Here is a 24,372-nt window from a genome sequence, read left to right on the forward strand (position 1 = left end):
GAAGGCATAAAAAAAGAAGATGCGTTCGTTCCATCGCATCATCTCCTCAATCCCCGAAGAAGTTGAAACTACTACGAACGAAGACAGGTCTCCTGGCTTGCGCACGATCTTACTCTGGTCCTTCCCGTACGAAAAGTACAGTGGAAAATCCATTTCGCGTACGCTTACAGTTGCGGGGGCAGCTCCGGTGTTTCACCGGATTCCCTATTAAGCCTTAACGGCATCTTCTGTTCGTGGATACTATATGTAGTTATATTTGATTAGTGGTTAGCTTATATGGTGTATTTAGCATATCGAACAAACGGATAATGTGCAACTGTTTTTTGGTTTTACTGGTTTCTGTTAGTCTCCTGACTGGGCATTACTTCAGGTTCTTACGGTCATAATCATTATTATCATTTGTTGCATGGAGTGTGTGTTTACTAAAGGATTTACTTTATAATGGAAGAAAAAGCGTATGAAGGGATGTTGGAACGATGGAATCATTCAATTGGCATAAAGAAGCGGAGAAACAATGGGACCTTCGGGCAGAATCATGGAATCAGCGAAGTCAAGATATGTGGGATAACGGTAGCAGGAAATCGATTGTTCCTTTTTTGGAGTCTTACATAGAGAAAGGTGCATCCCTTGCAGATCTAGGATGTGGAGATGGATATGGATCCTATAAGTTGCATCAGTCAGGATACAGGGTGACGGGGTTGGACTTATCACAAGATATGATTGAACGTGCTAATGCACGTATGAAAACAGATGGTCTGAATTTTGTGCAAGGGGATCTGACGGACTTGCCTTTTGAAAGCGAGAGTTTTGATGGGATTATGGCCATCAATTCTTTGGAATGGACAGAGGTTCCATATCAAGGATTGGAGGAAATGAAGCGCATTTTGAATCCGGGCGGAAAGCTTTGTATTGGACTTCTGGGACCGACGGCGATGCCGCGGGTGAATAGCTACCGCCGCTTATTTGGAGAAGAAGTGATTTGCAATACGATGATGCCGTGGGAATTCAGTAGGATGGCAGAAGAGACAGGTTGGCTACACCTTGGTGGAGAAGGCGTGTACAAACGAGGAGTTCAGGCAGAGTTGATTGAGTCACTTGATGAGGATATGAAACAAGCGTTGACGTTCATGTGGTTATTCATGTTCGAGAAAAAATAATGTCGTTGAAATGATTGAAAACAGGAGTATGATAGGCTTATATCACTCATTGAGCGAGACTATAAAGAGGGATAAGATGGTTGCTTGGCTTCATGCTATTCCATCGATTCGCTTTTTATTTATTGGTTTCTTTTCACTCACAGCATTGAGTCTTCTTGCTTTTCAATCTGTTGCTACTTTTCACGCGTTCTTAGATTTCTTTGAGGCCTTTCATCGGAAATAAAAACAAACGCTCAGGATGTTCTGAGCGTTTTTTATATGATTTCTTAAGGTTACTGTACCAAAAAGTCGTGGACTAGCTGATCGACTTGTGGAAGTTCATGAAGGCCGGAGTGTGTGGCCAAAGGTCCATATACAATCTCTTTTTCAAGTTGACCACGAGACACCATTTTTTTGATAGCTTGCGAGCTCGTCACATGTACCAGTCCATCCCAATGTTCAGCCTTCGAGTCCTCCTCGTTGATGACACCGCTTATAGATAGAACGTCAATATCATGAGGGATTTCCTTGCTTGTGAGCTGTTGTAAGGCGTCCGATTGAGGTTGTAAATCATCCGCGGCAGCATCTTGATTGATTTGGAAATACCCTGCCTTATCGATTCCTTTAAACGGACTAGCGATGACGGCCAAGTTTCTTACCTGTGGCTGTTTGGTGTCATTGCTAACTAAATAATTGGCAGAAGCCAATCCTCCCATGGAATGGCTGACAAGGTTGACAGATTCTACTGAGAAATCTGAGTGCAAGGTTTTCATCACTTTACGAAGCCATTTCGTTTGTTGTTCAAGGCTTGCGCGGCTATTCTCGAAGATGACTTGCACCATCGGTTTCGGGCCAGCTACATGACCGTTTATATTCACCTTTCCGTTTCTTGATACGCGGATGAGCATTTGTCGTTCTCCCCAGTTTTTCTGCTCGAATCGGTGCAGCATCGTAGAAAAACTCCGTTCTCCGCCTTTGTATCCATGAACAAATACCGTTGGAATAACGTCTGTCCCGTATTCGGACCTCGTTGGTTTTGAAGCAGAAAAGAACAAGAGAACCCCGATAATCAGGGTGGGGAGTAAGAGGGAGATTAGTTTTTTCTTGTCCTTCACAATAAATCCTCCTGTACATTCTTGTTGTAGACATTATATAGCATACCCTCTGTCATGGAAGAAAAACGAATCATAACATAGCGACATGTTTATATTTTACATCAGACAGGGAAAACTGTTGGTGAGACTGAAAGAAGGGGAGATTAAAATGAACCAAGAAGAATTAAAAGCCAAGATACATGAAGTGATGGAGAACCATAAGGTTGGAACACTCGCGACAGTGAAAGATGGCAAACCTCATACGCGCTATATGACGTTTTCAAACAACGATGCGTTTACATTCTTCACACCGACGAATCGTGAAACGCATAAAGCAGAAGAAATCGAGGAGAATCCGAACGTACACATCTTGCTCGGTTACGAAGGAGAAGGCTATGGAGATGGTTACTTAGAAATCGAAGGCCAAGCGAAAATACGTGATGATCAGGACATCAAGGACTGGCTATGGAATGATCGTATGAAGCGTTGGTTCGATAGCAAAGATGACCCTGAATATATTGTCCTTGAGATTATGCCAGAAGCGATCCGCCTCATGAACGAAGGCGAAGACACACCAGAAATTCTAGAATTATAAAAGACACAAAAACGAGTGAGCTCATTCAGCTCACTCGTTTTTTGGTTCTGTGATAGAACAAGGCTTGTCTTCGTACTCTACTTCAATCGTTACGTGATCAAGGTGAATCGAGCTGATAATGTCTTTGATGGAATCTTTCACATCACAGATTTCCTCTTTTGTTGCAGAAGAACCGACAACGACATGCGTGGAGAACGCGTGATGATCACCGTCCATCGACCACAAATGGGTGTGGTGAGTCGATTTAATGGCTTCAACGGCATTCATTTTTTCAATCAAATCTTCCAAATCAATGTTTTTCGGAACGCCTTCTAAGAATAAACGCATCGTCTTTACGAAGTTTACGATGACATTATATAAAATGAAAAGAGTAATACCGATGGAAGCAATGGGATCAAGAATAGGTAAGTCTGTGAACGTCATAATGATACTGACAATCAGAACAGCCACCCAGCCGAGAACATCCTCAAGCAAATGCCAGGTCATGACTTTTTGGTTCATCGAGTCTCCTCCGCGCAAACGGAATACAGCTGCTCCGTTCACGAGGATACCGAGAACAGACAGTATAATCATTCCTATGGTATTAGGTTGTTCAGGGTTCATTAACCTCGGGATCGCCTCGGTTAAGATGAAGACTGAACCGACAATCAGTACAACGCTATTAATGAGGGCAGCAAGTAAAGAAAATCGTCGATATCCAAAAGAGAAATCAGTGGAATGATCTTTGTTCGAGAATTTCTGGAGAAACCAAGCAAGACCTAAAGATAAGGAATCTCCTAAGTCGTGCAAGGCATCAGAAAGGATGGCCATGCTGTTGGTCAATAGACCTCCGATGATTTCTATGATTGTGAATCCTAGGTTAAGGAAAAAGGCCACTTTTATTTTTCCTGTCGATGAATCGACATGGTGATGATGATGTCCCATAGATGTATCCTCCTAAATCGATGTATGATTATATGTTCATATACAATCATATAAAGCGTACGTTGTTTTGTCTATTCTTCCTTTTATGTTTCCTTTTCTCCCTTCATTTAAACGCGTCTTTACTTACCTCGGATAATTAGGTATGATGTACTTACCTAATTATCCGAGGTAGGTGAAAAGATTGTTTAATCGAGAATTAGTGAAAGGGAGTACGTCTCTCTTAGTTTTGCAAATGTTGAACGACCGGGATATGTATGGATATGAGTTAGTCAAAGAGATGGACCAGCGCAGTGACCATAGTTTTCAGGTGAAGGAAGGAACGCTGTATCCAGCTCTTCATAAATTGGAGAAGCAAGGGTATGTGACCCATTATTGGCAGGAGCAAGAGAAAGGACCCGCGCGCAAATATTACCAAGTCACTCCAGAAGGGCAGGCGATGCTGAAAGAGCGAACGAGTGAGTGGCACCGATATGTCCAAGTCATGAATAAGTTGATTGGAAAGCATGAATCGTAACGATTACGTAGAAGAGTTGTCTGAAGAATTGTCCTTTCACCCTGATCGCTCCTCAATCATGGAGGAATACGAAGGTCACATTCGTGAATTAGAAGCAGAACACGAGGTGATCGGCTATGAAGAGCTCGTTGCAAGGCTTGGGTCTCCAGAAGAAATCGCCCGCATGTGGCAAGCCGAGAACTCGGTCACAGAGTCGCGCCTGCATTGGTTGTTCGTACTATCCAATGTGTTCCTGTTTTTGGGCGGTGGACTCTTAACTCTTGGATACCATTTGTTTGAGTGGCCATTCCTACAGTCCCTTTGGTATCGTCTGCTTTCCATCCCGAATGTCATTATCGCTTTGTATTTCCTGTTTTGGGCGTTGTTAGGGTATGAGATTGGCAAGGCGTTTGGTCCAAGGGGGATGCTATTATTGAAAAAAACCCTTCTGATAGGCATTGTTCCGAATTTGGTATTGATGGCTCTTACGGTCTTTCAAATCTTACCGCGTCGCTGGTTCGATCCATTGATCACACCAAGGTTCATTTTGATTTGTATCGTTTGTACCGGCTTATTGTACCCTGTCTCATGGATTGGTTGCAGATGGGGGAGAAGGATGTCTCTTTAAGGCGGCATTCTTTTCGCCTATATACATAGAAATTCTATATTCATCGTAAAACTAGGTATAGGAGGAATGATCATGTCCAACAATTTAAAAAGTCATGACCTTATCTTTTTTGTGGTTTGCTTAGCTTTGGGAGGGCTTGCGGAACTCTCTTTCTTACACGCTCCCGTCGGAGTGAGCTCGATCGTTTTCGTTGCCAGTTTCTATCTTGTTTTCTTTATCCGATTCCGTCACTTTGTTTTCAGACAACGACGGATGGGGATTCTCCTCATGTTTGTCATACTGGTGCTTGCATCGAACTACTTTTTGTATGATGCGTTCCTGTTTAACGTACTTAATGCACTGCTTCTCCCTTTATTTATATTAGCTCATCTCGTTTTGCTTACAAAACCGGCTACGATTCGGTGGCATCAATTTTCATTTTTGAAGCGAATGGTGGGGACTGTTTTCGGTTCGTTCGTTTACAATACGCAATTTATAAATAAGGTGTACCGTCGAATATTCAAAGGAATGGACGAGAAGCAATCCGATGTCTTGAAGAAAATATTGCTTGGCTTGTTCATAGGTGTTCCGCTTTTAATGGTGGTTGTCGTGCTGCTGATGCAAGCGGATCAAGCTTTTCAAAATATGCTTGCCGTCATACCGGATTGGCTGTTTGGGCTTGAGGTTAATGAAGTTACGGTGAGAGTGGCGCTTGCGGTTGCCGTAGGATGGTTGTTTTTCGGAGTGATGCAAATTCTTACAAGAAAAGCGCCAGATCATATGCAAGTAGTGAGTACTCAAATGGAAAAACAAGACGGTATTGTATCCATCACAATCTTGCTACTGCTGAATATCGTCTATGTGCTTTTTACTGTGGTCCAGTTCACTTATTTCTTCGGGGGAGAGCTGTATGGAGATATGAGCTATGCTGAATATGCTCGTAGAGGTTTTTTTGAACTTATCATGGTGTCACTGCTGAATTTGACGGTTCTGCTCCTTATGCTAACCATCAACAGGCCGGAAGGGAAGAAAACAGGAATCACTTTGCGTGTCATGTACACGTTCTTGATATTATTTAGTGGGATCATGCTCATCTCAGCCTTTAATCGTCTGATGATGTATGAAGCCCATTACGGGTTTACGATGGCTCGCGTGCTTCCTCACGTATTCATGATTTTTCTCCTTGTTATTTTTGTGTACACAGGAATTCGTGTATGGGTGGACCGGTTACCTTTGATTCATTTTTATATTTTAACAGCGGTACTATTTTACACGGCTTTGAATGCTGTGAACGTCGAGGCGTGGATTGTGGATCGTAATATTGAGAGGTACCAAGAGACGGGCAAACTGGACGTTCATTACCTGAATTCTCTTTCCTATACAGGAGTGGATGGATTGCTTGATGTCTATGAATTGAATTCAGACATCCCCCAATTAGAAGAAACCCTAGAGATGAGAAAAGCATTGTGGACGGGTCGCGACTCAACCAATGATGCATGGCAATCCTTTACTATACCGAAATACAAAGTGTCTGAACGTCTACAAGAATGGAAACCTTGACTATGAATGTATTGGTCCTATAGAAACAAGGGTCGATTGACGATGCCACGCAATATGACAACAATGAACGACCCTTGTAATGGGTTCACAAGTCTATTAGGAGCTTGCCTAGGTTTTCGGATAGAACTTCTCTTCAATGGCGTAATAATCAAAGACCTTATCCGTAGATACCGCCAAGCGTTTGACGCCATCTAATAAGAACGTTTTATCAAGATCATAGATAAGTTCCGTTTCGATATGGTCCAGCGTCTGACACGCAAAGTCCCACAACATATCATGCTTAGATGGATCGATGGATTCTGCGATCATGGCAAGCCCATTGATAAGCTCGGTGATGATCAAGTGGTTGTCCCGGGCATAGTGACGAATGTACCCGAACCCTCTGTAAATGTAATAGTTGAATGATTCCTCCAATAACATGACGCGTACTTGTTTATCATCATCCATTAGATAGGGAGTGAAAGTAATGTAGTCTTCTACGGTCAGCATCAACTCTGACATTTGGTGAATCGTGTTCGTCGCCGTTTTGGGGTCGTCGTTCCCCAGTGCTTTGATTGCGATTTCGGCAAGCTTGTGCATTCCCATTTGAACATCTTGAATCTCTGTTTCTTTGTGGCCGATATCAATCATACGGCAATATTTCTCATAATCAACGTCATCCGCACCTGGTCCCCAGTAACTGAGCAGCTTGTTTGTCTTGAGCGTATAATCACCGATTTGTGAATGAAGTTGAATGATGATGTCGTCCTTTTTTGCTTCTTGTATCATTTCACGATAGTTCACAAGCTGGATATAACCCGATTTGACTGATCCCACTGAAACTTCCTTTTCTCTTTCTTCTTCCTTTAGATCACCAGGTTCAGTCGTCCGATAGGCTTCCAACTCTTTTTTCAGCGTCTGGTTTATGATTTCTTCCGATGATTTTTTCATCGTAAAGGTGATATTGTGCACCTGCATCCAAGTTGTGGCGTGGTTGATGAAATAAATGAATGTAATCGCTGATAAGAAGGCAAGCAACACAGATGTGATCGGGACGGCCACAAATGCTTCTTTCGATGTATTGCCAACGAAAAGGAATACGAAGAGGACGTAGACGAAGTTCCCGTTAAAGATTCCCAGTGCATGCTGAGTCCGTCGATCAGAGACGAAATTAAGGAGCATTCTCGGAGAAAACTGTCCACTGAATGTGATCAGAACAACAAGCAAGGAGTTTAACGTAAAGGCGCTTAACGTCAGGATGCCCCCGATCAAAGTGCTGACCAGCATTCGGGTAATGTCCGCGTTGATTTGGAAGAAGGTGTGCGTGTATTCATTGACCTCAATGACCAAGTCTAAGAAAAGGGTCAGAACACCAAAACCAATTGCTATACCTATGTAGGCGACAGGCATGTACCAAATGGCCATCTGCATTTCATGTTTTCTTTGTCTTTTCGACATTTCGAAGTATTTTCTTACGGCAACAGGTAGTAGATCCAGTATCATTCGCTCTTGCTCCTTTTCTTTGTATTATTTCAAAATAATTCCCAACTTATTTTCTTTTCAAACGGGAATCGCTTCGGTATAGTAACTAGTAACTTTATAAAGGGGATGAGGCGTTATGGATTGGGTGAATAAAACATTTGCAGAACTGACGAAAGAGGAGTTGTATACCCTGTTGCAAAAGCGTGTGGAAATCTTTGTTGTCGAACAAGATTGTCCATATCCTGAAGTCGATGGTCGAGATCCGGATTGTCTACATATATGGCTGGAAAAAGAGGGGGAAATGATGGCTTACTGCCGCCTGGTACCACCTTCTGAGGACGTTCCTCACTATTCGATCGGGCGTGTGTTGATTACAGAACCGTACCGACTTCAAGGCTATGCCCGTCAATTGATGGACTATGCCATCGCTGTATTAGTCGATGACTTCAAAGTGGATACAATCGCGCTCCATGGGCAGGAACACTTGCGTCATTTTTATGGATCGTTTGGTTTTGACGAAGTATCGGATGTTTACTTAGAAGATGGCATTCCGCATGTCGATATGGTGATGAAGGTCCGTTAATGTTCTCTAAAGGTTTATGATTTTGAATTCAGTGGAAAATAAGTGTGTGTACAACAAAACCTACGGGAGGTACAACATTGAATTCAAATAACTTCACACAACAATACATCAACGGTCAATGGAAAAATGGATCAAGTGAAAAAAACGTCGAGAATGTAAACCCATATACGAACGAAACAATCGCAACCATCCCTTCAGCAAATGAAGACGACCTGAACGAAGCATATCAGGCAGCTGAGGCGGCGCAAACGGATTGGATGCAATTGACGCCAAGACAAAAGCAAGGCTACTTTGATGAGCTACTTAACGTCGTCACGGAACGAAAAGATGAAATCGTGGATTGGTTAGTCAAAGAATCTGGAAGTACATTAGTGAAAGCAGAAGTCGAATACGCTGCAGCAGTTGCGATTATTCGTGAATCCTCCAGTTTCCCGACTCGTATGAAAGGTGAAATCCTGCCATCCAATACGCCTGGGAAAGAGAACCGTGTCTATCGCTCACCTAAAGGGGTGATCGGTGTCATCGGACCTTGGAATTTCCCGTTTCATTTAGCGATGAGGTCGATTGCACCTGCGATTGCGACAGGTAATACCGTTGTCGTAAAACCGGCATCTGATGCTCCTGTAACATCCGGATTACTCATTGCGGATATTTTCGAGGAAGCTGGATTCCCGAAAGGCGTCATCAACGTCGTTGTGGGCCGTGGTTCAGAAATCGGTGACGCGTTTGTGACGCACAAGGCAGCAAAACTGATTTCTTTCACAGGATCGACAGAAGTCGGGAGCCACATCGGTGAACTAGCGGGAAAACATATTAAAGACACCGCCCTTGAGCTTGGTGGAAACAACGCAATGATCGTGCTCGACGATGCGGATATCGACAAAGCGGTGGAAGCAGCCGCCTTTGGTAAGTACTTGCACCAAGGTCAAATTTGTATGTCGCTGAACCGAATTGTCGTTCATGAGAAAGTGCACGACGAATTCGTAGAGAAGTTCAAACAGAAAGTGGCCACGCTTCAAGCAGGAGATCCGTCTGATAAATCCACTGTGGTCGGTCCTGTTATCAATAGTGAAGCCGTGGAACGTATTCAGGAAGATGTGCGACAAACGATTGAACAGGGAGCTGAACTCGTCGCAGGTGGTGAATCAGAAGGGAATGTCATGCAGCCGACGATTCTGATCAATGTCACGAACGATATGCCGACAGCCAATCACGAAATGTTCGGTCCTGTTGCATCGATTATTAAAGTAGCCGATGAAGATGCCGCGGTTGAAGTCGCCAACGGTTCTCCGTACGGCTTGAGTGGTTCATTATTCACTTCAGACATCCATCGCGGAGTAGAACTCGCGAAGCGCGTGGAAACAGGCATGATTCATATTAATGATCAGTCTGTCAACGATGAAGCGCATGTTGCGTTTGGTGGTGAAAAAGAGTCCGGTATCGGCCGTTTCGGTGGAGAATGGGCGCTTGATAAATTCACGACGGTGAAGTGGATCGGCGTCATGACCGGTTACCGCGAGTTCCCGTTTTAATATTAGGTAAGAAAAAGAGACTTCCTGACGAGGATGTCTCTTTTTCATGTTAGGGATTTTAAAGGGATGTTGTGTCTCTACCTTTTTTCTGACCCTGCTGTTGTGAAAAGGTTGAGAGAGGCTTCTTCTCAGCGGTTTTGTGTCCCCAAGTGATTAAGTCCTTGATAAGTGCTGAGAAGTAGAAGTTCACAGCACTTTTGATGATCATTGACCTACAAAAGTGTGGAGATAGGAGTTCTCTTAACCTTTTTGGGTACTCTTAATCGCGAAAACCGTCGAAATTACACTTGATTAACTTCCGTTCTTAAAATCTTCAAAACGCCTCAAAGCATCTTTCAATGTCTCCTCAGAATTATTGAGCCCAATCCGTACATAACCTTCCCCGTGGCTGCCGAACCCGATTCCGGGTGCGACGAACAACCCGACCTTTTCCAATAAATCATCGGCAAATGATTCAGATGTATAGGATCCGGGTACTTTGAGCCACACGAAGAATGAGCCGTGACAGGGTTGGACCTCGTACTGTAAATCTTTCAATCCTCCCACAAGCAGGTCACGTCGGGACTCATACGTTTGTCTTAAATCGTCCACACATTCCTGTGACGCGAGGAGTGCGGTTGCGGCCGCTTCCTGTTCAGCTCCGAAAATGCTGCAGAAATAATGGTCCTGGATTTTTTCTAATGTTTCGATGACACTACGGTTTCCAACGGCGAAGGCAATCCGCCAACCTGCCATGTTGTAGGATTTCGACATCGTGTAGATTTCCACACCGACGTCTTTCGCACCTGGTACTTGCAAGAAACTGATTGGTTTTACACCGTCAAACCCGATCGCACCGTAGGCGAAATCATGGATGACGCATACATCATGACGATCAGCCTCTTGAATGGTTTTTTCAAAAAAAGCACGGTCTGCCACAGCACCGGTCGGGTTGTTCGGGTAGTTTAAAAACATCAGTTTCGATTTTTCCCACGTTTTTTGACTTATGGAATCGTAGTCTGGAAGGAAATCGTGTTCCCGCTTAAGTGGCATCGGCTCCATGGTGGCCCCCATCATGGCAACGCCCGACCAATAATCGGGGTATCCGGGATCGGGCATGAGTGCGACGTCGCCAGGATTGAGAAAGCACTGGCTTAACTCGACGAGACCTGTTTTGCTCCCTGGCAAAATGGCGACTTCGGTTTCAGGATCGAGATCGACGTCATACTCTCTTTTATAAAACGTCGCCACAGCTTCCTTTAAGAATTCAAACCCATGAAATGGTGGATACTTGTGATAGAGAGGTTTCTCGGCAGCTTCCTGCAAGGATTTGACGATATGGTCTGGTGTCGGTTGATCAGGATTTCCCTGCCCCAGGTTGAGTACATCGTGCCCTTTATCTTGATGAGTTCGCAGCTTATTCACAAGCTTGGCAAAGAATTGTTCTGGTAACTGTTGAACGGCATTAGACGGCGTATAGGATTTCAATGGGATTCCACCTTTATACGAAATTTTCTGAATAGTTACAGGTAGTGTAACACGGTCGTTGTAGATTAGGGAACAGATCGTTCTGGAGGACGAAGGGGGATAGTTAGGGAACAAACCTAAACGGGTATGCATAACTAGATTAGAAAAAAGGGGTGCAACGGGATGAGAATAGTCATTATTGGAGGAGACGCAGCCGGCATGAGTGCGGCGATGCAAGTAGTACGGAACAGTGAAGGACATGACATTACCGTTTTTGAAAAAGGAGAGGTGACTTCCTACGGTCAGTGCGGACTTCCTTATGTCATCAGCGGTGATGTAGACTCGACAGACGATTTGATCGCGCGCCACCCGGAGACGTTTCGGGAAAAATACGGAATCGACGTGCGGATCAACCATGAAGTGAGCAAGGTGGATTGCGAACAAAAAATCGTATATGGAAAACATGGCGGAAGGTCATTTGAACAACCGTACGACCGTTTACTCATTGCAACAGGTGCATCGCCAGTGCTTCCACCTTGGGAAGGGCGTGACCTCGACGGCATTTACACGTTAAAAACGATTCCAGATGTAAAAGAGATTATGGATGGGCTGAACGAAGACGTGGAGCATGTCACCATTATAGGTGGAGGCTATATCGGACTGGAAGTGGCAGAGAGTCTGGTCACCATTGGGAAAAAGGTCCGAATCATTGACCGTGGTGCACGCCTGGCTAAGATTTTCGATGAAGATATGAGTGAACACATACATGAAGAAGCGAGCAAGCATGGTATTGAGCTATGTCTGAATGAATCGGTAGAGCAGTTTTACGGGTCGTCGAAAGTCGAAAAAGTTGTAACGGATAAGGCGGAACATTCCACGGATCTTGTTCTAGCCGCTGTCGGTGTCAGTCCTAATACGTTCTTCTTGAACGGAACAGGGATTGCGAAGGGTGTGGCGGATGCGATTCAAGTGAATGCATTCATGGAAACGAGCATCCTTGATATTTATGCTGCCGGGGACTGTGCAACGCAATATCATCGAATCAAGAAACGAGCGGACTTTATTCCACTTGGAACACACGCGAATAAACAGGGGCGCGTAGCGGGGTTGAATATCGTCAACAACCGGAAAGTATTCAACGGAATTGTCGGAACCTCCATCATCAAATTTTTCGACTTAACGTTAGCGCGCACCGGTCTTTCAGAGAAAGAAGCGGCGAATGAATATATTCCTTATAAGACAATCGCGATCGAATCGACACACTCTGCAGGGTATTACTCGAAAGATGACCCGATGACATTGAAGTTGATCTATCACGAAAAGACAGAACAGTTGCTAGGTGCTCAAATCATTGGTCGTGCAGGTGTGGATAAACGGATCGATGTGCTTGCGACAGCGCTCTATCACGAAATGGATATCGAGCAATTGGAGGACTTGGATCTCGCGTACTCCCCGCCCTATAACAGTGTGTGGGACCCGATCCAGCAGGCGGCGAGACGAGTGAAGTAAGTTCCATAGGTATAAAAGCTTAATTTATGATAGGATGAAGTGGCAAGAAGCTACAGGAGGATTAATGCTTTGAATAAAGAACTGAGTCATAAAGCTGAATCGTTTATCCGCCACTATTATCATGAAAAAGGGTTGCCTGATGTAGAGAATCGTGTAATCGCTGTGCATGCAGAGATTGCCGAAACAGGAACCTATCAACATACGTACGCAGAGCTAGAGTTTGGTGCAAAAGTTGCCTGGCGCAACAGCAACCGTTGTATCGGCCGTCTGTTCTGGGAAAGCTTGAAGGTTTTTGACAGGCGTCACCTGGAGGAAGAAGAGGATTTATTCAACGCTCTAATCGAACATATCGACTATGCCACCAACAAAGGTCGAATCAAGTCGACGATTTCGATTTTTCGTCCGAAAGAGAATGATAAGGAAATCCGCCTTTGGAATCATCAGCTCATACGCTATGCGGGTTATGAAAAGGATTATGGCATAGTTGGTGATCCCGCATCCGTTGAATTCACGAAGATTTGTCAACAGCTTGGCTGGCAAGGAAAAGGGACCGCCTTTGATGTATTGCCTCTTGTCATTCAGGTTGATGACAGGGAACCGAGATGGTTCGAGATTCCGTCTGATCACGTATTAGAAGTATCTCTCCGTCACTCGGAATACGACTGGTTCAAGGACCTAGAACTGAAGTGGTATGCGGTTCCTTTCATATCGGATATGCGCTTGGAAATCGGGGGCATTGATTATACCGCTGCTCCATTCAATGGCTGGTACATGGGAACGGAGATCGGAGCGCGGAACTTAGCGGACGAATTTCGCTACAACTTACTGCCGACGGTCGCTGAAGCGATGGGACTTGATACGAAACGGAACGCTTCTTTATGGAAGGACCGAGCCCTGATCGAATTGAATCAAGCCGTTCTTCATTCCTATAAAACCGATCAAGTAAGCATCGTCGATCATCATACGGCAGCCCAGCAGTTCCATCTGTTTGAGAAAAAAGAGAAGAAAGCGGATCGTCAGGCCACAGGTGATTGGACGTGGCTCATTCCACCAGTATCTCCTGCCGCGACGAACATTTTCCATTCGTCTTATGAAGACCGTATGGATACACCGAACTACTTCTATCAGGATGCGGCTTACGCAAAAAATCCTTCTGATTGAATTCAGAAGGATTTTTTTATTACAGCATTTGATGGGGTTATTTGAGTATTCGACACTGAAAATGAAGAATTCGATATCGTTACTTAAGTATTCGACACCGTAAATAAGCAATTCGACATCGCAGTTTAAGAATTCGACATCGTTATTTCAGAATCCATCACTCATACAGCTCTGGTCGGCGATCTTGGAAAATCGGAATCTGTTCGCGGATCGCCTCGACATCAGAAAAATCAACAGAAGTATATAAGATATCTTCCTCTTCTCCTGCTTCCGCCACTACCGTCCCCCAAGGATCGATGACGAGTGAGTGACCACCAAATACGTTATTCGGATCATCACCGACACGGTTGCAAGCAATGACAAAACACTGATTTTCAATAGCGCGGCTGATGAGCAGGTGACGCCAATGGTCGACACGCGGTTTCGGCCACTCTGCCACGACGAATAAGGCACGTGACCCGTCGAGCATATGGGTGCGCATCCATTCCGGGAAGCGGATATCATAACAAATGACGCCGGCGACAGGCACGTCTTCTAATGGGAAGTTGCCTTTCTCATGACCGGGATGCAAGTATTTTTCTTCGTTCATCAGACGGAATAAGTGGGCTTTCCGGTATGAAGCCACACGGGCGCCCGTCGGGTCATAGGTGACGAACGTGTTGTAGAAGTGATTTCCGTCCCGCTCTGCAACGGAGCCCATAAGCGTGACTTGATGGTACAAGGCTAAGTCACGGAGCATGTTGTGTGTCGGTCCGTTCAAATCTTCTGCAATCTCATCGAAGCGGGACAAATCGTAGCCGGTCGTCCATAATTCAGGCAGTACGATGACGTCACTTCCGTTTGCGGCTGCGGTTTCAATCTGCTTTCGTGCGTTTCTCCGGTTTTCTTCTGGTTCTCCAAACGCGATGTCCATTTGGATTATCGCAATGTTCTTCTTCATAAAGATCACCTCATTTTCCTAAGTGTACCAGACGTATCGCCTACATAAAACGTTTACATACGTGATACAATGTAGAAAAAAAGAGAGGACGAGGGTCGGATGTTCGAATTGTTTCTACCTATGCTCGAGAGATTAGGCATCATTGTGACGGTAGCGTTCATCATCACCAGGTTCCGTTTCTTTCGTGAGCTGATTGATCGTAAGACCTTGAATCGTCCGCAAAAGTATATGGCGATCGGCTTCTTCGGTTTGTTTGGGATTATCGGGACGTATACGGGCATCACGTACAATATCTCCACTCTTGAGTTCGGAAGTTGGGCGTATGAACTGGGAGAATCGGAGGCGATCGCCAACTCACGCGTGATCGGGATTGTGGCTGCCGGGTTATTTGGTGGCTATCGAATTGGAATCGGAGCTGGCCTTATTGCTGGATTGCACCGCTTCTCACTCGGAGGATTCACTGGATTCGCGTGTGGAATCTCAGCTGTCGTTGCCGGCGTCATTGCCGGTTTTTTTCATAAAAAAGACCAGCCTTTGAAGTTGAAGACGGCCCTGCTTGTTGGGGGATTGGCCGAGATGGTTCAAATGGCGATCATTCTTGGTGTTGCTTCTCCGTTCAGTCAGGCTTGGGGGCTTGTGCAGGAAATCGGGGTGCCGATGATTTTGGCCAACGGGCTTGGATCAGCTTTATTCTTATTGATTATCCGGAATGTGTTGAATGAGGAGGAGAAAGCGGGCGCGATTCAAGCACAGAAGGCGCTTAAGCTTGCGGAGTCTACGATTTCTTATTTGCGAAAGGGATTGACGGAAAGGTCCGCCAAAAATGTGTGTCAGATCATTTATGATGAGGTTCAGGTCAGTGCGATTTCGATGACGAATGATCAAAAAATTCTCGCTCATGTCGGACTCGCTTATGATCATCATCAGGTTGGAGAACACATACAGACGTCTGCTACGAGAACCGTGATCGAAAAGGGTGAAATGGTGGTCGCTGGTCATGATGATATTGATTGTAAGCACCCGGACTGTCCGCTGGGGGCTGCTGTGATTGCGCCTTTGAAGCGGCGGAAAGAAGTGGTCGGTACGCTCAAGTTCTATGTGCGATCGGAGAAAGAAGTATCGAATGTTTTACTCGAACTGATTCAAGGGTTGAGTGCATTGCTCGGTCAGCAGCTGGAAATTGCAGAGGCGGAGAAAGCCCAAGAACTCGCGCGCGAGGCGGAGGTCAAAGCGTTGCAAGCCCAAGTGAATCCACACTTTTTGTTCAACTCGTTGAATGTGATGGTGTCGCTCATTCGAACTGAGCCGGATCGTGCGCGTTCCTTGTTGATCGCGCTGTCCAAATTCTTCCGTCAGAATTTAGGGGCCACGACAAAAACGTGGACTTCGTTGGATGAGGAATTGAAGCATGTGAAAGCCTATTTATTAATAGAAGAGACGCGTTTTGTCGACAAGCTGCATGTTACGTACGATATAGATGAGGACGCACTCGCTGCTCGTATTGCTCCGCTTACCTTACAGCCGCTCGTTGAAAATTGTATCAAACACGGCATTAAGGATCAGGACGGTGATTGCGAAATTACCATTCGGATCAAAACTGAAGGGAATAGGGTCCGGATTTCCGTCATCGATAATGGGAGCGGCATCGATCCTGAACGAATTGCGTCGTTAGGTGACCAAGAAGTTGATTCCAAAGAAGGCACGGGACTCGGCTTATTCAATGTGAATAAACGATTAGAACATATGCACGGATCAAGTGCGAAAATGCAAATTGAAAGCACGAAGGGACACGGGACGAATATTTCATTTGTCATTCCGTCCCGTACGAAGGGGGTGTCCGCATGATTAAAGTGGTGGTTGTGGATGATGAGCGGTTCAGCCGTGAAGAGCTGACCTATTTGTTGCAAAAGCACGAATCCATTGAGGTCATCGGAGAAGCTGATTCCGGTGATGCGGCGATTATGAAGACCATTCAGCTACAGCCGGATGTGTTGTTTCTGGATGTCGAGATGCCGAAGATGGACGGAATGGAAGTCGCGAAGGCTGTCCAGGAGTTGAAAAACGTACCGAGTATCGTCTTTGCGACGGCCTATCCTGATTTTGCCGTGGAGGCTTTTCGGCATGAGGCGGTCGATTATCTTCTGAAGCCATTTGAAGAGGAACAGCTGGCCGATGCTATTGCTCGGCTGGAAAAGAAATTCGGTGCGGATCCCGAAGTGCATACAGAAGAAGTGAAACCATCCAAGTTAGCGGTCGAAGGGGAGGAAGATATCTACTACCTGGATCCGGTCAATGTCATGTATGTGTACCGGGAAGATCGTGTTACGAAAATCGTTGAGAAATCCAAGGTGCATGAAACGAAGTGGCCACTGAAAGAGGTGGAACAGCGACTGAAAGGCTATTCCTTTTTCCGCATCCACAAAAGTTATCTCGTCAACTTACGTTACATTGAACGGCTGACTCCGTGGTTTAACGGAGCTTATCAATTAGAGTTGCGAGGCAAAGACGAAAAACTGTCGGTCAGTCGAAATTATGTGAAAGATTTAAGAAAGCAACTGGAACTTTAATTTAATTGAATGGTGAGACCCTAAGCCATCACGTTACGTTTTGTGATGGCTTTTTAATTTTGTGAAAATGGCTGATCGCAGCGGAAGTAGGATTGAATTTCAATCCTTCTCGCTTACATGTTAATCGTATATAACAACATCTTAGACACACAACCGTCACATAAAAACGTTCTCTTGTTATTCTTTTTGTAAGCGATTACAGAAGAACGAAGGAGGAAATTATCATGATTACGTTTCTAGTTAGTATTGCAATCTTAATTGTAGGTTATTTCACTTATGGTAAATACGTAGAAAAAGTGTTCGGCGTCAATACAGAGCGCCCGACACCCGCTTACTCTCATAGCGATGGTGTAGATTACCTTCCGATGGGACAAAAGCGGAACTCTCTTATTCAATTGTTGAATATTGCAGGGGTTGGCCCGATTTTCGGCCCGATCTTAGGAGCCTTATACGGTCCTGTCGCATTTCTATGGATTGTTCTCGGTTCCATTTTTGCAGGAGCGGTTCACGATTACTTGACGGGTATGATTTCGATTCGAAATCGCGGGGCGCACTTACCTGAACTGGCCGGAAAATTCTTAGGTAAAGTGATGAAGCACGTCGTCAATGCATTTGCTATTTTACTACTTGTTCTTGTAGGTACGGTATTCGTAACGGCACCAGCGGACTTGATCCACAACTTGACGAACAGCTGGCTCGCGCTTCCGCTTATCTTAACTGCTATTTTTGCTTATTATTTACTGGCAACGATGCTACCGATCGACAAGATCATCGGACGTTTCTATCCGATCTTCGGCGCTCTTCTATTGATCAGTGCCATTGGTGTGGGCGTATCCTTAATCGTCACAGGAGCACCGATTCCAGAGTTATCTTTGACGAACATGCATCCAGATAACGCACCGATCTTCCCACTCTTGTTCTTGACGATCTCTTGTGGTGCCTTGTCTGGATTCCATGCAACACAGTCACCGATCATCTCACGTACGACTCAACAGGAAAAACAGGGTCGTCGCATCTTCTACGGTATGATGATTGCAGAAGGTGTCATCGCCATGATCTGGGCGGCCGCTGCCATGAGTTTGTTCAACGGTTCCGGAGGATTGAATGAAATCCTAGCTAATGGTGGACCAGCTGCCGTTGTTAGTGAAGTATCTGTAAGCATGCTGGGTGCTGTCGGAGGAACGCTTGCTGTCATCGGAGTCATCATTTTGCCGATCACTTCTGGGGACACAGCATTCCGTAGTGCACGTATGATTATTGCGGATTACTTGAAAATCTCGCAGCGTAAAGTATCAAGTCGAATCTGGATTGCTCTTCCGATGTTCGCGATTTCCTTCGCTTTGACGCGCATCGACTTCACTTTGCTTTGGAGATACTTCTCTTGGGCAAACCAATCGACAGCTGTCATCGCGCTTTGGGTCGGAGCGATGTACTTGTTCTTATCTAGGAAAAATTACTGGATTGCTGCAATTCCGGCAACCTTTATGACAATGGCAACGTTCACGTATATCGTGAATGCACCAATCGGGTTTGCGTTGCCTCTGAATGTCTCTTACGTTATTGCAGCCATAGGTACAGTCATTGTGGTCACAGCCTTCTTTATTGCTGCTCGCCGAGGCTTGAATAAAGACATTCCACTTCAAGAAGAACTGAAAACGACAGCGTAATGGGATGCTGCAGCCCGAATAGCCACGAACAGGTCAAGGAACAAGAAGAGAAAGTGAATGAGAACGATAAACCTACCGTACCTGTTTGGGTGAAGATTGTCAGTGCCACACTTGTCATTACGGCGATCAGCTTTCAAATTTGGTAATCGAAGCGTCTACCCTCTATCTTTGGAGGGAGGCGTTTTTTATTGATAATCGATAAATAAAGGAATATAATGGAATGATAAAAGGAGGTTATATAATGAGAAAAACAACGATTTTGTCTTTAAAAATCTCGCTGGTTCTAATCGGTTTAGTCATTATGATTCTTTCGATTTTTGTGTTACCTTCATTGGCTGACTCCGTTGTCCAAGTGGGACCGGAATTCTCGTACCTCAAGGCCCCCGTGTTTCTCGGCATTTATATCACGAACATTCCATTTTTCTACGCGTTGTTCCAGGCTTTTCAACTTCTACGATACATTGAACAAAAACAAGCATTCTCGAGTGTAACCGTGCTGGCATTGAAGAAAATCAAGTGGTGTGCATACGCGATTCTCAGTCTATATATAGTTGGAAGTACCTTTCTCATGAGTCATAGTGCCTTTCATCCTTCATTATGGGTTATAGGTGGAGCGATCATGTTTGCTTCTGTGGTCATTGCTGTTTTTGTTCAACTACTACAAGGTTTACTAAACAATGCAATGGAAATCAAAGAAGAGAATGAACTTACAGTTTGAGGTGAAACTATGGCAATCGTAGTGAATATAGATGTGATGTTGGCAGAAAGGCAGATGAGTGTCACCGAGCTTTCAGAGAAAGTAGGCATTACGATGTCGAATTTGTCGATTTTGAAAAATGGAAAAGCAAAAGCTGTCCGCTTTTCGACCTTAGAGGCAATCTGTCAGGCGCTTGATTGCCAGCCTGGTGACATACTTGAATATAAGGAATGAGGCGAACGGTCACATCGTGTACCCCCATATTCTGAAAGATGAAGCATAGCTTCATCCAAGAACGGGTATGAGGACAAAAGGGAAGGAGTGATCTGATGAGTGATATTCAGTATTCAGAAGGACTTTTCTATATTGGTGATAAGAATGATCCAAGTGCTCATTTAGCGTTCGAAGAGGAGAATGACGTGATGCAAATCATGAGCACGGTCGTCGCACCTGAAGAACGAGAGCAAGGACTAGGTACAGAATTGATCGACCATGCTGTGAACTATGCAAGAAAACATAAATTGGAGATCGACCCGGTATGCTCATTCGCCCATGAAGTGATAAAGGAAACACCAGAGTATCATGTCGTTTGGAAACAGAAGTAGGGAGGCGACGTTCTCATGATCACGATTCGTGAACCAATAGAAAAGGATCTCATGCACTTTACACGGTATGCCATCGAGTATTTTCGTTTAGTATATAACGATCGGTCATCAGAACAACCTTTGAACGACTTATTGCGGGAAAGGAAGTTCTGGGCTGCTGATCAGTTGTTCGCAAACGATGACTATCAAAGACTTCTCATTGCGGAGCGCGAAGGAGAAGTGATCGGGTATATTTTAGGTACGATCGAAAACAAAGAAGAGGGTCCGCGACTCGGCTGTGTCCAAGAAATCTTTGTCGATGAATTTTATCGTAGAGAAGGTATTGGCACCTTAATGTGTCAAGGTTTGATGGAGTGGATGCAACAACAGGACGTCTCCGGAATCAGGTTGAACTTGCTTTCAGGGTATCCACGAGCTGAAGAATTCTTCCAACAAATCGGTTTTATTCCGATGAAGACCTTATATAAATGGAGTCCTCAAGATTGATACATGGATTGGTTTCTTATGAATAAATGTAAAGATAGTCGTTTAAATGAAGGGGGATCTATTCGTGAAGAAAGCGATGCTCATTGTAAACCCTTCTTCTGGTAAAGAAGAAGCTTTAGATTATGTAGAAGAAATCGAATCGATTCTACAAGAAAAGAATTATGACGTAGACGTTGCCCAAACAGAAAAGGAACTGGATGCGACAAAATATTGTCAGGACGCTTGTAAAAATGAGTTTGACCTCGTCGTATCCTTAGGTGGGGACGGCACGTTGAATGAGACGATCAACGGAATGGTCGACCAGGAGCACCGACCATTGCTTGGAATCGTTCCATTAGGGACGGTCAACGATTTTGCGAGGGCTTTGAATATTCCCCTCGATCCATCAGAGGCCATCAATGTTCTTCGTTCGGATAAGAGGAACCATGTGGATATCGGCCGCTTCAATAATCGTTATTTCATCAATATAGTCGCGGTGGGAGCCGTTGCAGAGGCGACTTACGAGGTTTCACCAGAACAGAAGACAAAATTCGGACCTCTAGCTTATGTGATGGAGGGGTTCAAAACCCTCACGTCCAAAAGGAGTTATCCTCTTAAGATTGAACATGATGATGGCGTCTGGGAGGGGGAGTCTTTTCTATTCCTCGCCGCATTGACGAACTCTACTGCCGGTTTTGAAAAGTTATCACCCGAAGCGGAAGTGAACGATGGTGTCGTACACGGATACATTATCAAGAATGTAAACATGGTACGGTTAGCATCCATTCTCACCTCGATCCTGCGAGGACAATTGAAGAATGAAGAAGACGTCGAATACTTTACAACTTCACGCCTTCGCGTAACGTCATCTGAATCGCTGATCTCCAATGTAGATGGGGAAGAGGGAGATGAACTACCGATCTCCGTTGAAGTCATGCCTTCACATATTCAAGTAATCGTTTAATAAGTCAACGAAAAAGGAGGGGAAGACACCTATGGTCTTTCCCTTCTTTCTGTCTGGATTAAGGGGAGAATATAAAAAACGTCCAGGGTGCTGGACGTTTGAGATGGAATGCTAATGTTTATTAAATATACTTAGGAAACCGAAGATGATCAGGACTAATGAGAAGAACGCCATTGCGACGACCCCGACATAAAAGAATAACGATCCAAGAAAGTCCCCTAATCCTTGTTCAGATAAAAAGATGAGTGCGTATCCGGCTATGATTGCGGCCAAGTATAGAAATGCGTTTTTGTCATACTTGAAGTTCACCATGATTTCACCTCCTTTACTTTAAGGTATGAATAACATACCTCGAAAAGAAGAGGGTGAAATAAAAAAACCTCTTTGGAACCTTGTCCAAAAAGGCTTATCGTCCTAAATCTTTCCATTGGGGGAAGACAGGAAGATAAAATCTACAGGGTTTATTTCTCCGGCGAGGAAAAATAAGGGTGATTTGACATAGAGACAAAAGAGACATTGACCACTTTGCGTTAAAAAACGGTTGACTAGACCGGATCAGGTTAAAATCAATATGACGTAACCTCTTTTGCTGTTATCAATTATATCATCGTGATCCTTTTCTCGCTTTGGGAAAATTAGTGACCGAAAGGGCAAATGAATGAGGGTTTTTGAGAAAAGTTTTCTCAAGTTTTGTTGTTTGTTGGAAAAAATAAGGGTGGATTGTCGTAATTAAAGAGATGGTGTAAAATTGTGTTATTAAAGCTTAAACGGGGTGGATGGAATGGATTTGAATAAGTTACAGCACTTGATTCAAATGCAGACAATGTCAATTTTCGGCGGATCGACGGATAAGGGCTTTTCTAGTGGCGTCCGTGATTTAGCCTTTCAGAGTATGTTAGAAGCGGCGATGACACAGCAAACTCAACAATCGAAGTCACCAAATTCACCGGGTCTGACAAGCGTACAAGCCTTTCAATCGCAACCCATACATACAAGGCTGAGCGAACAAGTGCAGGCACCGAAGGTAGAAGTTCAAGATCGAAATGTCGATGCGATCATTCAAAGTGCTGCAGAACGTTATGGTGTAGATAGTAATTTGATTCGGTCCGTTGTGAAGGCTGAATCGAATTTCGATTCCGATGTTGTCAGCCACTCCGGCGCCCAAGGGCTGATGCAATTGATGCCTGAAACCGCACGCGGTCTAGGTGTGAATAATCCCTTTGATCCTGAAGAGAATGTGATGGGGGGCACGAAGTATCTGAAACAGATGCTTGATCGATACGATGGAGATTCTCGTCTAGCACTCGCTGCTTACAATGCTGGGCCAGGGAACGTAGATAAATATGGTGGGATTCCTCCATTCCAAGAAACACAACGCTACGTAAGTAAAGTGTTAGGTCTTGCCTAAGTATATGTTCAGGATTCGTCACCTTATTAGAAGTAGGGGATGGTTTTGAAACAACTCGCTTTCCTGCTGGGTCTCGCTTGAGCCTTTTTCCGCGGAAGTCTCGTCGTTTCAAAACCACCCCTTCGCGAACGCTGAACGTTGTGAAAGATCGACAGAGCACAAGACAGAGTCTATTAAAGAAACCTTGCCGCGTTGGCAAGGTTTCTTTAATAGAAATGAACACCTAAGATTGTGTTAGTTCTTATCGGGTTCTATCTCCCGGCTCATTTGCATGTACTGATTGAATATGCGCGTCATTTCTTTTAATCGGTTTCGGACGTCTTCGTCTATCAAATCACCTTGAGTTGAAAAATGGTTGGTGTGAGTGTACACATAATTAGGAGTTACCATGCAACGGAAGTAATTCAAAATCGGCTTCAATTGGTTCTCGATCACAAGGTGATGCTGCAATGTGCCGCCATTTGCGACAATGGAAACGGGTTTATAGCGCATAGCTAACGGTGATACAGCATCAAAGACATTTTTAAGTGTTCCTGGAATAGACCCTTGAAAAATAGGCGTAGCGATAACATACGCATCGGCATCTTCGACCTCTTTGATCAATTGTTGCATGTCGTCATTATATTGATCGGTCGGACGCCCATCCACAAATTGAAGGTCATAATCCTCAAGATTTACGATTCTCGTTTCGTGAGATTCCGGGAGCTCTTCGATATATTGATTGATTTCATTAAGTAAAACACCGGTTTTTGTTCCTACAATCGTCCCATTCAATAACAATATGTTCATGATCGTTTCTCTCCTTCATTCCTACAAACTTAAGGGCGACTCTTTGGTATGTATAATTAGGATATGACCCATTCATTCTTGGGTTCATATACACATGAATGATTCGGTGGATTTTGTGCGTTTTCTTCACTTGTAACAAGGCTTTCTGGCGCTTTTCTTCTTATGTTAA

The 24,372-nt window shown here is 44.5% G+C and carries 26 protein-coding genes and 1 riboswitch; of the genes, 19 read left to right on the plus strand and 7 right to left on the minus strand.

Going from position 1 to position 24,372, the window contains the following annotated elements:
- Nucleotides 1-66 precede the first annotated feature (66 nt).
- Nucleotides 67-243: riboswitch (cobalamin riboswitch) on the minus strand.
- A gap of 233 nt (nucleotides 244-476) precedes the next feature.
- Nucleotides 477-1,157 (plus strand): class I SAM-dependent methyltransferase, encoded by a 681-nt coding sequence (locus H0266_RS17675; protein WP_181473776.1) that lies wholly within the window; start codon nucleotides 477-479, stop codon nucleotides 1,155-1,157.
- Nucleotides 1,158-1,429: 272 nt separating this feature from the next.
- Here the strand turns inward: H0266_RS17675 and H0266_RS17680 are convergent, their stop codons facing one another.
- On the minus strand, nucleotides 1,430-2,251 hold the full coding sequence (locus H0266_RS17680) for an alpha/beta hydrolase (protein WP_181473777.1): 822 nt from the start codon (nucleotides 2,249-2,251) through the stop codon (nucleotides 1,430-1,432).
- 148 nt (nucleotides 2,252-2,399) lie between these two features.
- Here H0266_RS17680 and H0266_RS17685 point away from each other — a divergent pair, with 148 nt between their 5' ends.
- On the plus strand, nucleotides 2,400-2,825 hold the full coding sequence (locus tag H0266_RS17685) for a pyridoxamine 5'-phosphate oxidase family protein (protein WP_181473778.1): 426 nt from the start codon (nucleotides 2,400-2,402) through the stop codon (nucleotides 2,823-2,825).
- Nucleotides 2,826-2,855: 30 nt separating this feature from the next.
- Here H0266_RS17685 and H0266_RS17690 read toward each other — a convergent pair whose 3' ends face one another.
- Entirely contained in the window at nucleotides 2,856-3,749 is an 894-nt protein-coding gene (locus tag H0266_RS17690) for a cation diffusion facilitator family transporter (RefSeq protein WP_181473779.1), read from the minus strand.
- Between the two features lie 181 nt (nucleotides 3,750-3,930).
- Between H0266_RS17690 and H0266_RS17695 the strand changes: the two genes are divergently transcribed.
- The 3 genes from H0266_RS17695 (at nucleotide 3,931) to H0266_RS17705 (ending at nucleotide 6,409) form a co-directional block, all read left to right on the plus strand.
- Nucleotides 3,931-4,263, plus strand: coding sequence for a PadR family transcriptional regulator (locus H0266_RS17695; protein ID WP_181473780.1), 333 nt, complete (start codon nucleotides 3,931-3,933; stop codon nucleotides 4,261-4,263).
- Complete coding sequence (locus H0266_RS17700) at nucleotides 4,253-4,870, plus strand: HAAS signaling domain-containing protein (RefSeq protein ID WP_181473781.1); 618 nt, start codon at nucleotides 4,253-4,255, stop codon at nucleotides 4,868-4,870. Before H0266_RS17695 ends, H0266_RS17700 begins: the two co-directional genes overlap by 11 nt.
- A 72-nt stretch (nucleotides 4,871-4,942) precedes the next feature.
- Nucleotides 4,943-6,409, plus strand: a complete 1,467-nt coding sequence (locus H0266_RS17705) for a DUF4153 domain-containing protein (protein ID WP_181473782.1) — start codon at nucleotides 4,943-4,945, stop codon at nucleotides 6,407-6,409.
- Nucleotides 6,410-6,517: 108 nt separating this feature from the next.
- Here H0266_RS17705 and H0266_RS17710 read toward each other — a convergent pair whose 3' ends face one another.
- The gene (locus H0266_RS17710; protein ID WP_181473783.1) at nucleotides 6,518-7,891 is read right to left on the minus strand and encodes a DUF2254 domain-containing protein; all 1,374 of its coding nucleotides are present in this window, start codon (nucleotides 7,889-7,891) and stop codon (nucleotides 6,518-6,520) included.
- 115 nt (nucleotides 7,892-8,006) lie between these two features.
- On the opposite strand from H0266_RS17710, the gene H0266_RS17715 reads away from it, so the two are divergent.
- Nucleotides 8,007-8,453: a GNAT family N-acetyltransferase gene (locus tag H0266_RS17715; RefSeq protein ID WP_181473784.1), complete on the plus strand. Its 447-nt coding sequence runs from the start codon at nucleotides 8,007-8,009 to the stop codon at nucleotides 8,451-8,453.
- Nucleotides 8,454-8,530: 77 nt separating this feature from the next.
- Nucleotides 8,531-9,985: an aldehyde dehydrogenase family protein gene (locus H0266_RS17720; RefSeq protein ID WP_181473785.1), complete on the plus strand. Its 1,455-nt coding sequence runs from the start codon at nucleotides 8,531-8,533 to the stop codon at nucleotides 9,983-9,985.
- Nucleotides 9,986-10,276: 291 nt separating this feature from the next.
- Here H0266_RS17720 and H0266_RS17725 read toward each other — a convergent pair whose 3' ends face one another.
- A complete protein-coding gene (locus H0266_RS17725) occupies nucleotides 10,277-11,452 on the minus strand; it encodes a pyridoxal phosphate-dependent aminotransferase (RefSeq protein WP_246364193.1) in 1,176 nt (391 codons plus the stop codon).
- 162 nt (nucleotides 11,453-11,614) lie between these two features.
- Here H0266_RS17725 and H0266_RS17730 point away from each other — a divergent pair, with 162 nt between their 5' ends.
- Both H0266_RS17730 and H0266_RS17735 read left to right on the plus strand, forming a co-directional pair.
- Nucleotides 11,615-12,940, plus strand: a complete 1,326-nt coding sequence (locus H0266_RS17730; RefSeq protein WP_181473787.1) for an FAD-dependent oxidoreductase — start codon at nucleotides 11,615-11,617, stop codon at nucleotides 12,938-12,940.
- A 69-nt stretch (nucleotides 12,941-13,009) separates the two neighbouring features.
- The gene (locus tag H0266_RS17735; protein WP_181473788.1) at nucleotides 13,010-14,101 is read left to right on the plus strand and encodes a nitric oxide synthase oxygenase; all 1,092 of its coding nucleotides are present in this window, start codon (nucleotides 13,010-13,012) and stop codon (nucleotides 14,099-14,101) included.
- A gap of 157 nt (nucleotides 14,102-14,258) precedes the next feature.
- Here the strand turns inward: H0266_RS17735 and H0266_RS17740 are convergent, their stop codons facing one another.
- Nucleotides 14,259-15,041 carry a carbon-nitrogen family hydrolase gene (locus tag H0266_RS17740; protein ID WP_181473789.1) on the minus strand — a complete coding sequence of 261 codons (783 nt, stop codon included), beginning with the start codon at nucleotides 15,039-15,041 and terminating at the stop codon, nucleotides 14,259-14,261.
- A 99-nt stretch (nucleotides 15,042-15,140) separates the two neighbouring features.
- On the opposite strand from H0266_RS17740, the gene H0266_RS17745 reads away from it, so the two are divergent.
- The 9 genes from H0266_RS17745 (at nucleotide 15,141) to H0266_RS17785 (ending at nucleotide 22,006) form a co-directional block, all read left to right on the plus strand.
- Nucleotides 15,141-16,886, plus strand: coding sequence for a sensor histidine kinase (locus H0266_RS17745; RefSeq protein WP_181473790.1), 1,746 nt, complete (start codon nucleotides 15,141-15,143; stop codon nucleotides 16,884-16,886).
- On the plus strand, nucleotides 16,883-17,608 hold the full coding sequence (locus tag H0266_RS17750) for a LytR/AlgR family response regulator transcription factor (protein ID WP_181473791.1): 726 nt from the start codon (nucleotides 16,883-16,885) through the stop codon (nucleotides 17,606-17,608). The genes H0266_RS17745 and H0266_RS17750 overlap by 4 nt, the downstream gene beginning before the upstream one ends.
- A gap of 224 nt (nucleotides 17,609-17,832) precedes the next feature.
- Complete coding sequence (locus tag H0266_RS17755) at nucleotides 17,833-19,275, plus strand: carbon starvation CstA family protein (RefSeq protein WP_181473792.1); 1,443 nt, start codon at nucleotides 17,833-17,835, stop codon at nucleotides 19,273-19,275.
- Complete coding sequence (locus tag H0266_RS17760) at nucleotides 19,275-19,421, plus strand: hypothetical protein (RefSeq protein ID WP_181473793.1); 147 nt, start codon at nucleotides 19,275-19,277, stop codon at nucleotides 19,419-19,421. Before H0266_RS17755 ends, H0266_RS17760 begins: the two co-directional genes overlap by 1 nt.
- A 95-nt stretch (nucleotides 19,422-19,516) precedes the next feature.
- A complete protein-coding gene (locus H0266_RS17765; RefSeq protein ID WP_181473794.1) occupies nucleotides 19,517-19,993 on the plus strand; it encodes a DUF2975 domain-containing protein in 477 nt (158 codons plus the stop codon).
- A 9-nt stretch (nucleotides 19,994-20,002) separates the two neighbouring features.
- Nucleotides 20,003-20,206 (plus strand): helix-turn-helix domain-containing protein, encoded by a 204-nt coding sequence (locus tag H0266_RS17770; protein ID WP_181473795.1) that lies wholly within the window; start codon nucleotides 20,003-20,005, stop codon nucleotides 20,204-20,206.
- A gap of 95 nt (nucleotides 20,207-20,301) precedes the next feature.
- On the plus strand, nucleotides 20,302-20,577 hold the full coding sequence (locus H0266_RS17775; RefSeq protein WP_246364196.1) for a GNAT family N-acetyltransferase: 276 nt from the start codon (nucleotides 20,302-20,304) through the stop codon (nucleotides 20,575-20,577).
- Between the two features lie 15 nt (nucleotides 20,578-20,592).
- Nucleotides 20,593-21,063 carry a GNAT family N-acetyltransferase gene (locus H0266_RS17780; RefSeq protein WP_181473796.1) on the plus strand — a complete coding sequence of 157 codons (471 nt, stop codon included), beginning with the start codon at nucleotides 20,593-20,595 and terminating at the stop codon, nucleotides 21,061-21,063.
- 64 nt (nucleotides 21,064-21,127) lie between these two features.
- Complete coding sequence (locus tag H0266_RS17785) at nucleotides 21,128-22,006, plus strand: YegS/Rv2252/BmrU family lipid kinase (protein WP_181473797.1); 879 nt, start codon at nucleotides 21,128-21,130, stop codon at nucleotides 22,004-22,006.
- Nucleotides 22,007-22,117: 111 nt separating this feature from the next.
- Here the strand turns inward: H0266_RS17785 and H0266_RS17790 are convergent, their stop codons facing one another.
- A complete protein-coding gene (locus tag H0266_RS17790; RefSeq protein WP_181473798.1) occupies nucleotides 22,118-22,318 on the minus strand; it encodes a hypothetical protein in 201 nt (66 codons plus the stop codon).
- A 502-nt stretch (nucleotides 22,319-22,820) separates the two neighbouring features.
- On the opposite strand from H0266_RS17790, the gene H0266_RS17795 reads away from it, so the two are divergent.
- Nucleotides 22,821-23,414, plus strand: a complete 594-nt coding sequence (locus H0266_RS17795; protein ID WP_281374387.1) for a lytic transglycosylase domain-containing protein — start codon at nucleotides 22,821-22,823, stop codon at nucleotides 23,412-23,414.
- A gap of 234 nt (nucleotides 23,415-23,648) precedes the next feature.
- Here H0266_RS17795 and H0266_RS17800 read toward each other — a convergent pair whose 3' ends face one another.
- A complete protein-coding gene (locus tag H0266_RS17800; RefSeq protein ID WP_181473800.1) occupies nucleotides 23,649-24,203 on the minus strand; it encodes an NADPH-dependent FMN reductase in 555 nt (184 codons plus the stop codon).
- Nucleotides 24,204-24,372 lie beyond the last annotated feature (169 nt).

It is taken from the genome of Halobacillus locisalis, from assembly GCF_013694105.1.
Lineage (GTDB): Bacteria > Bacillota > Bacilli > Bacillales > Halobacillaceae > Halobacillus > Halobacillus locisalis.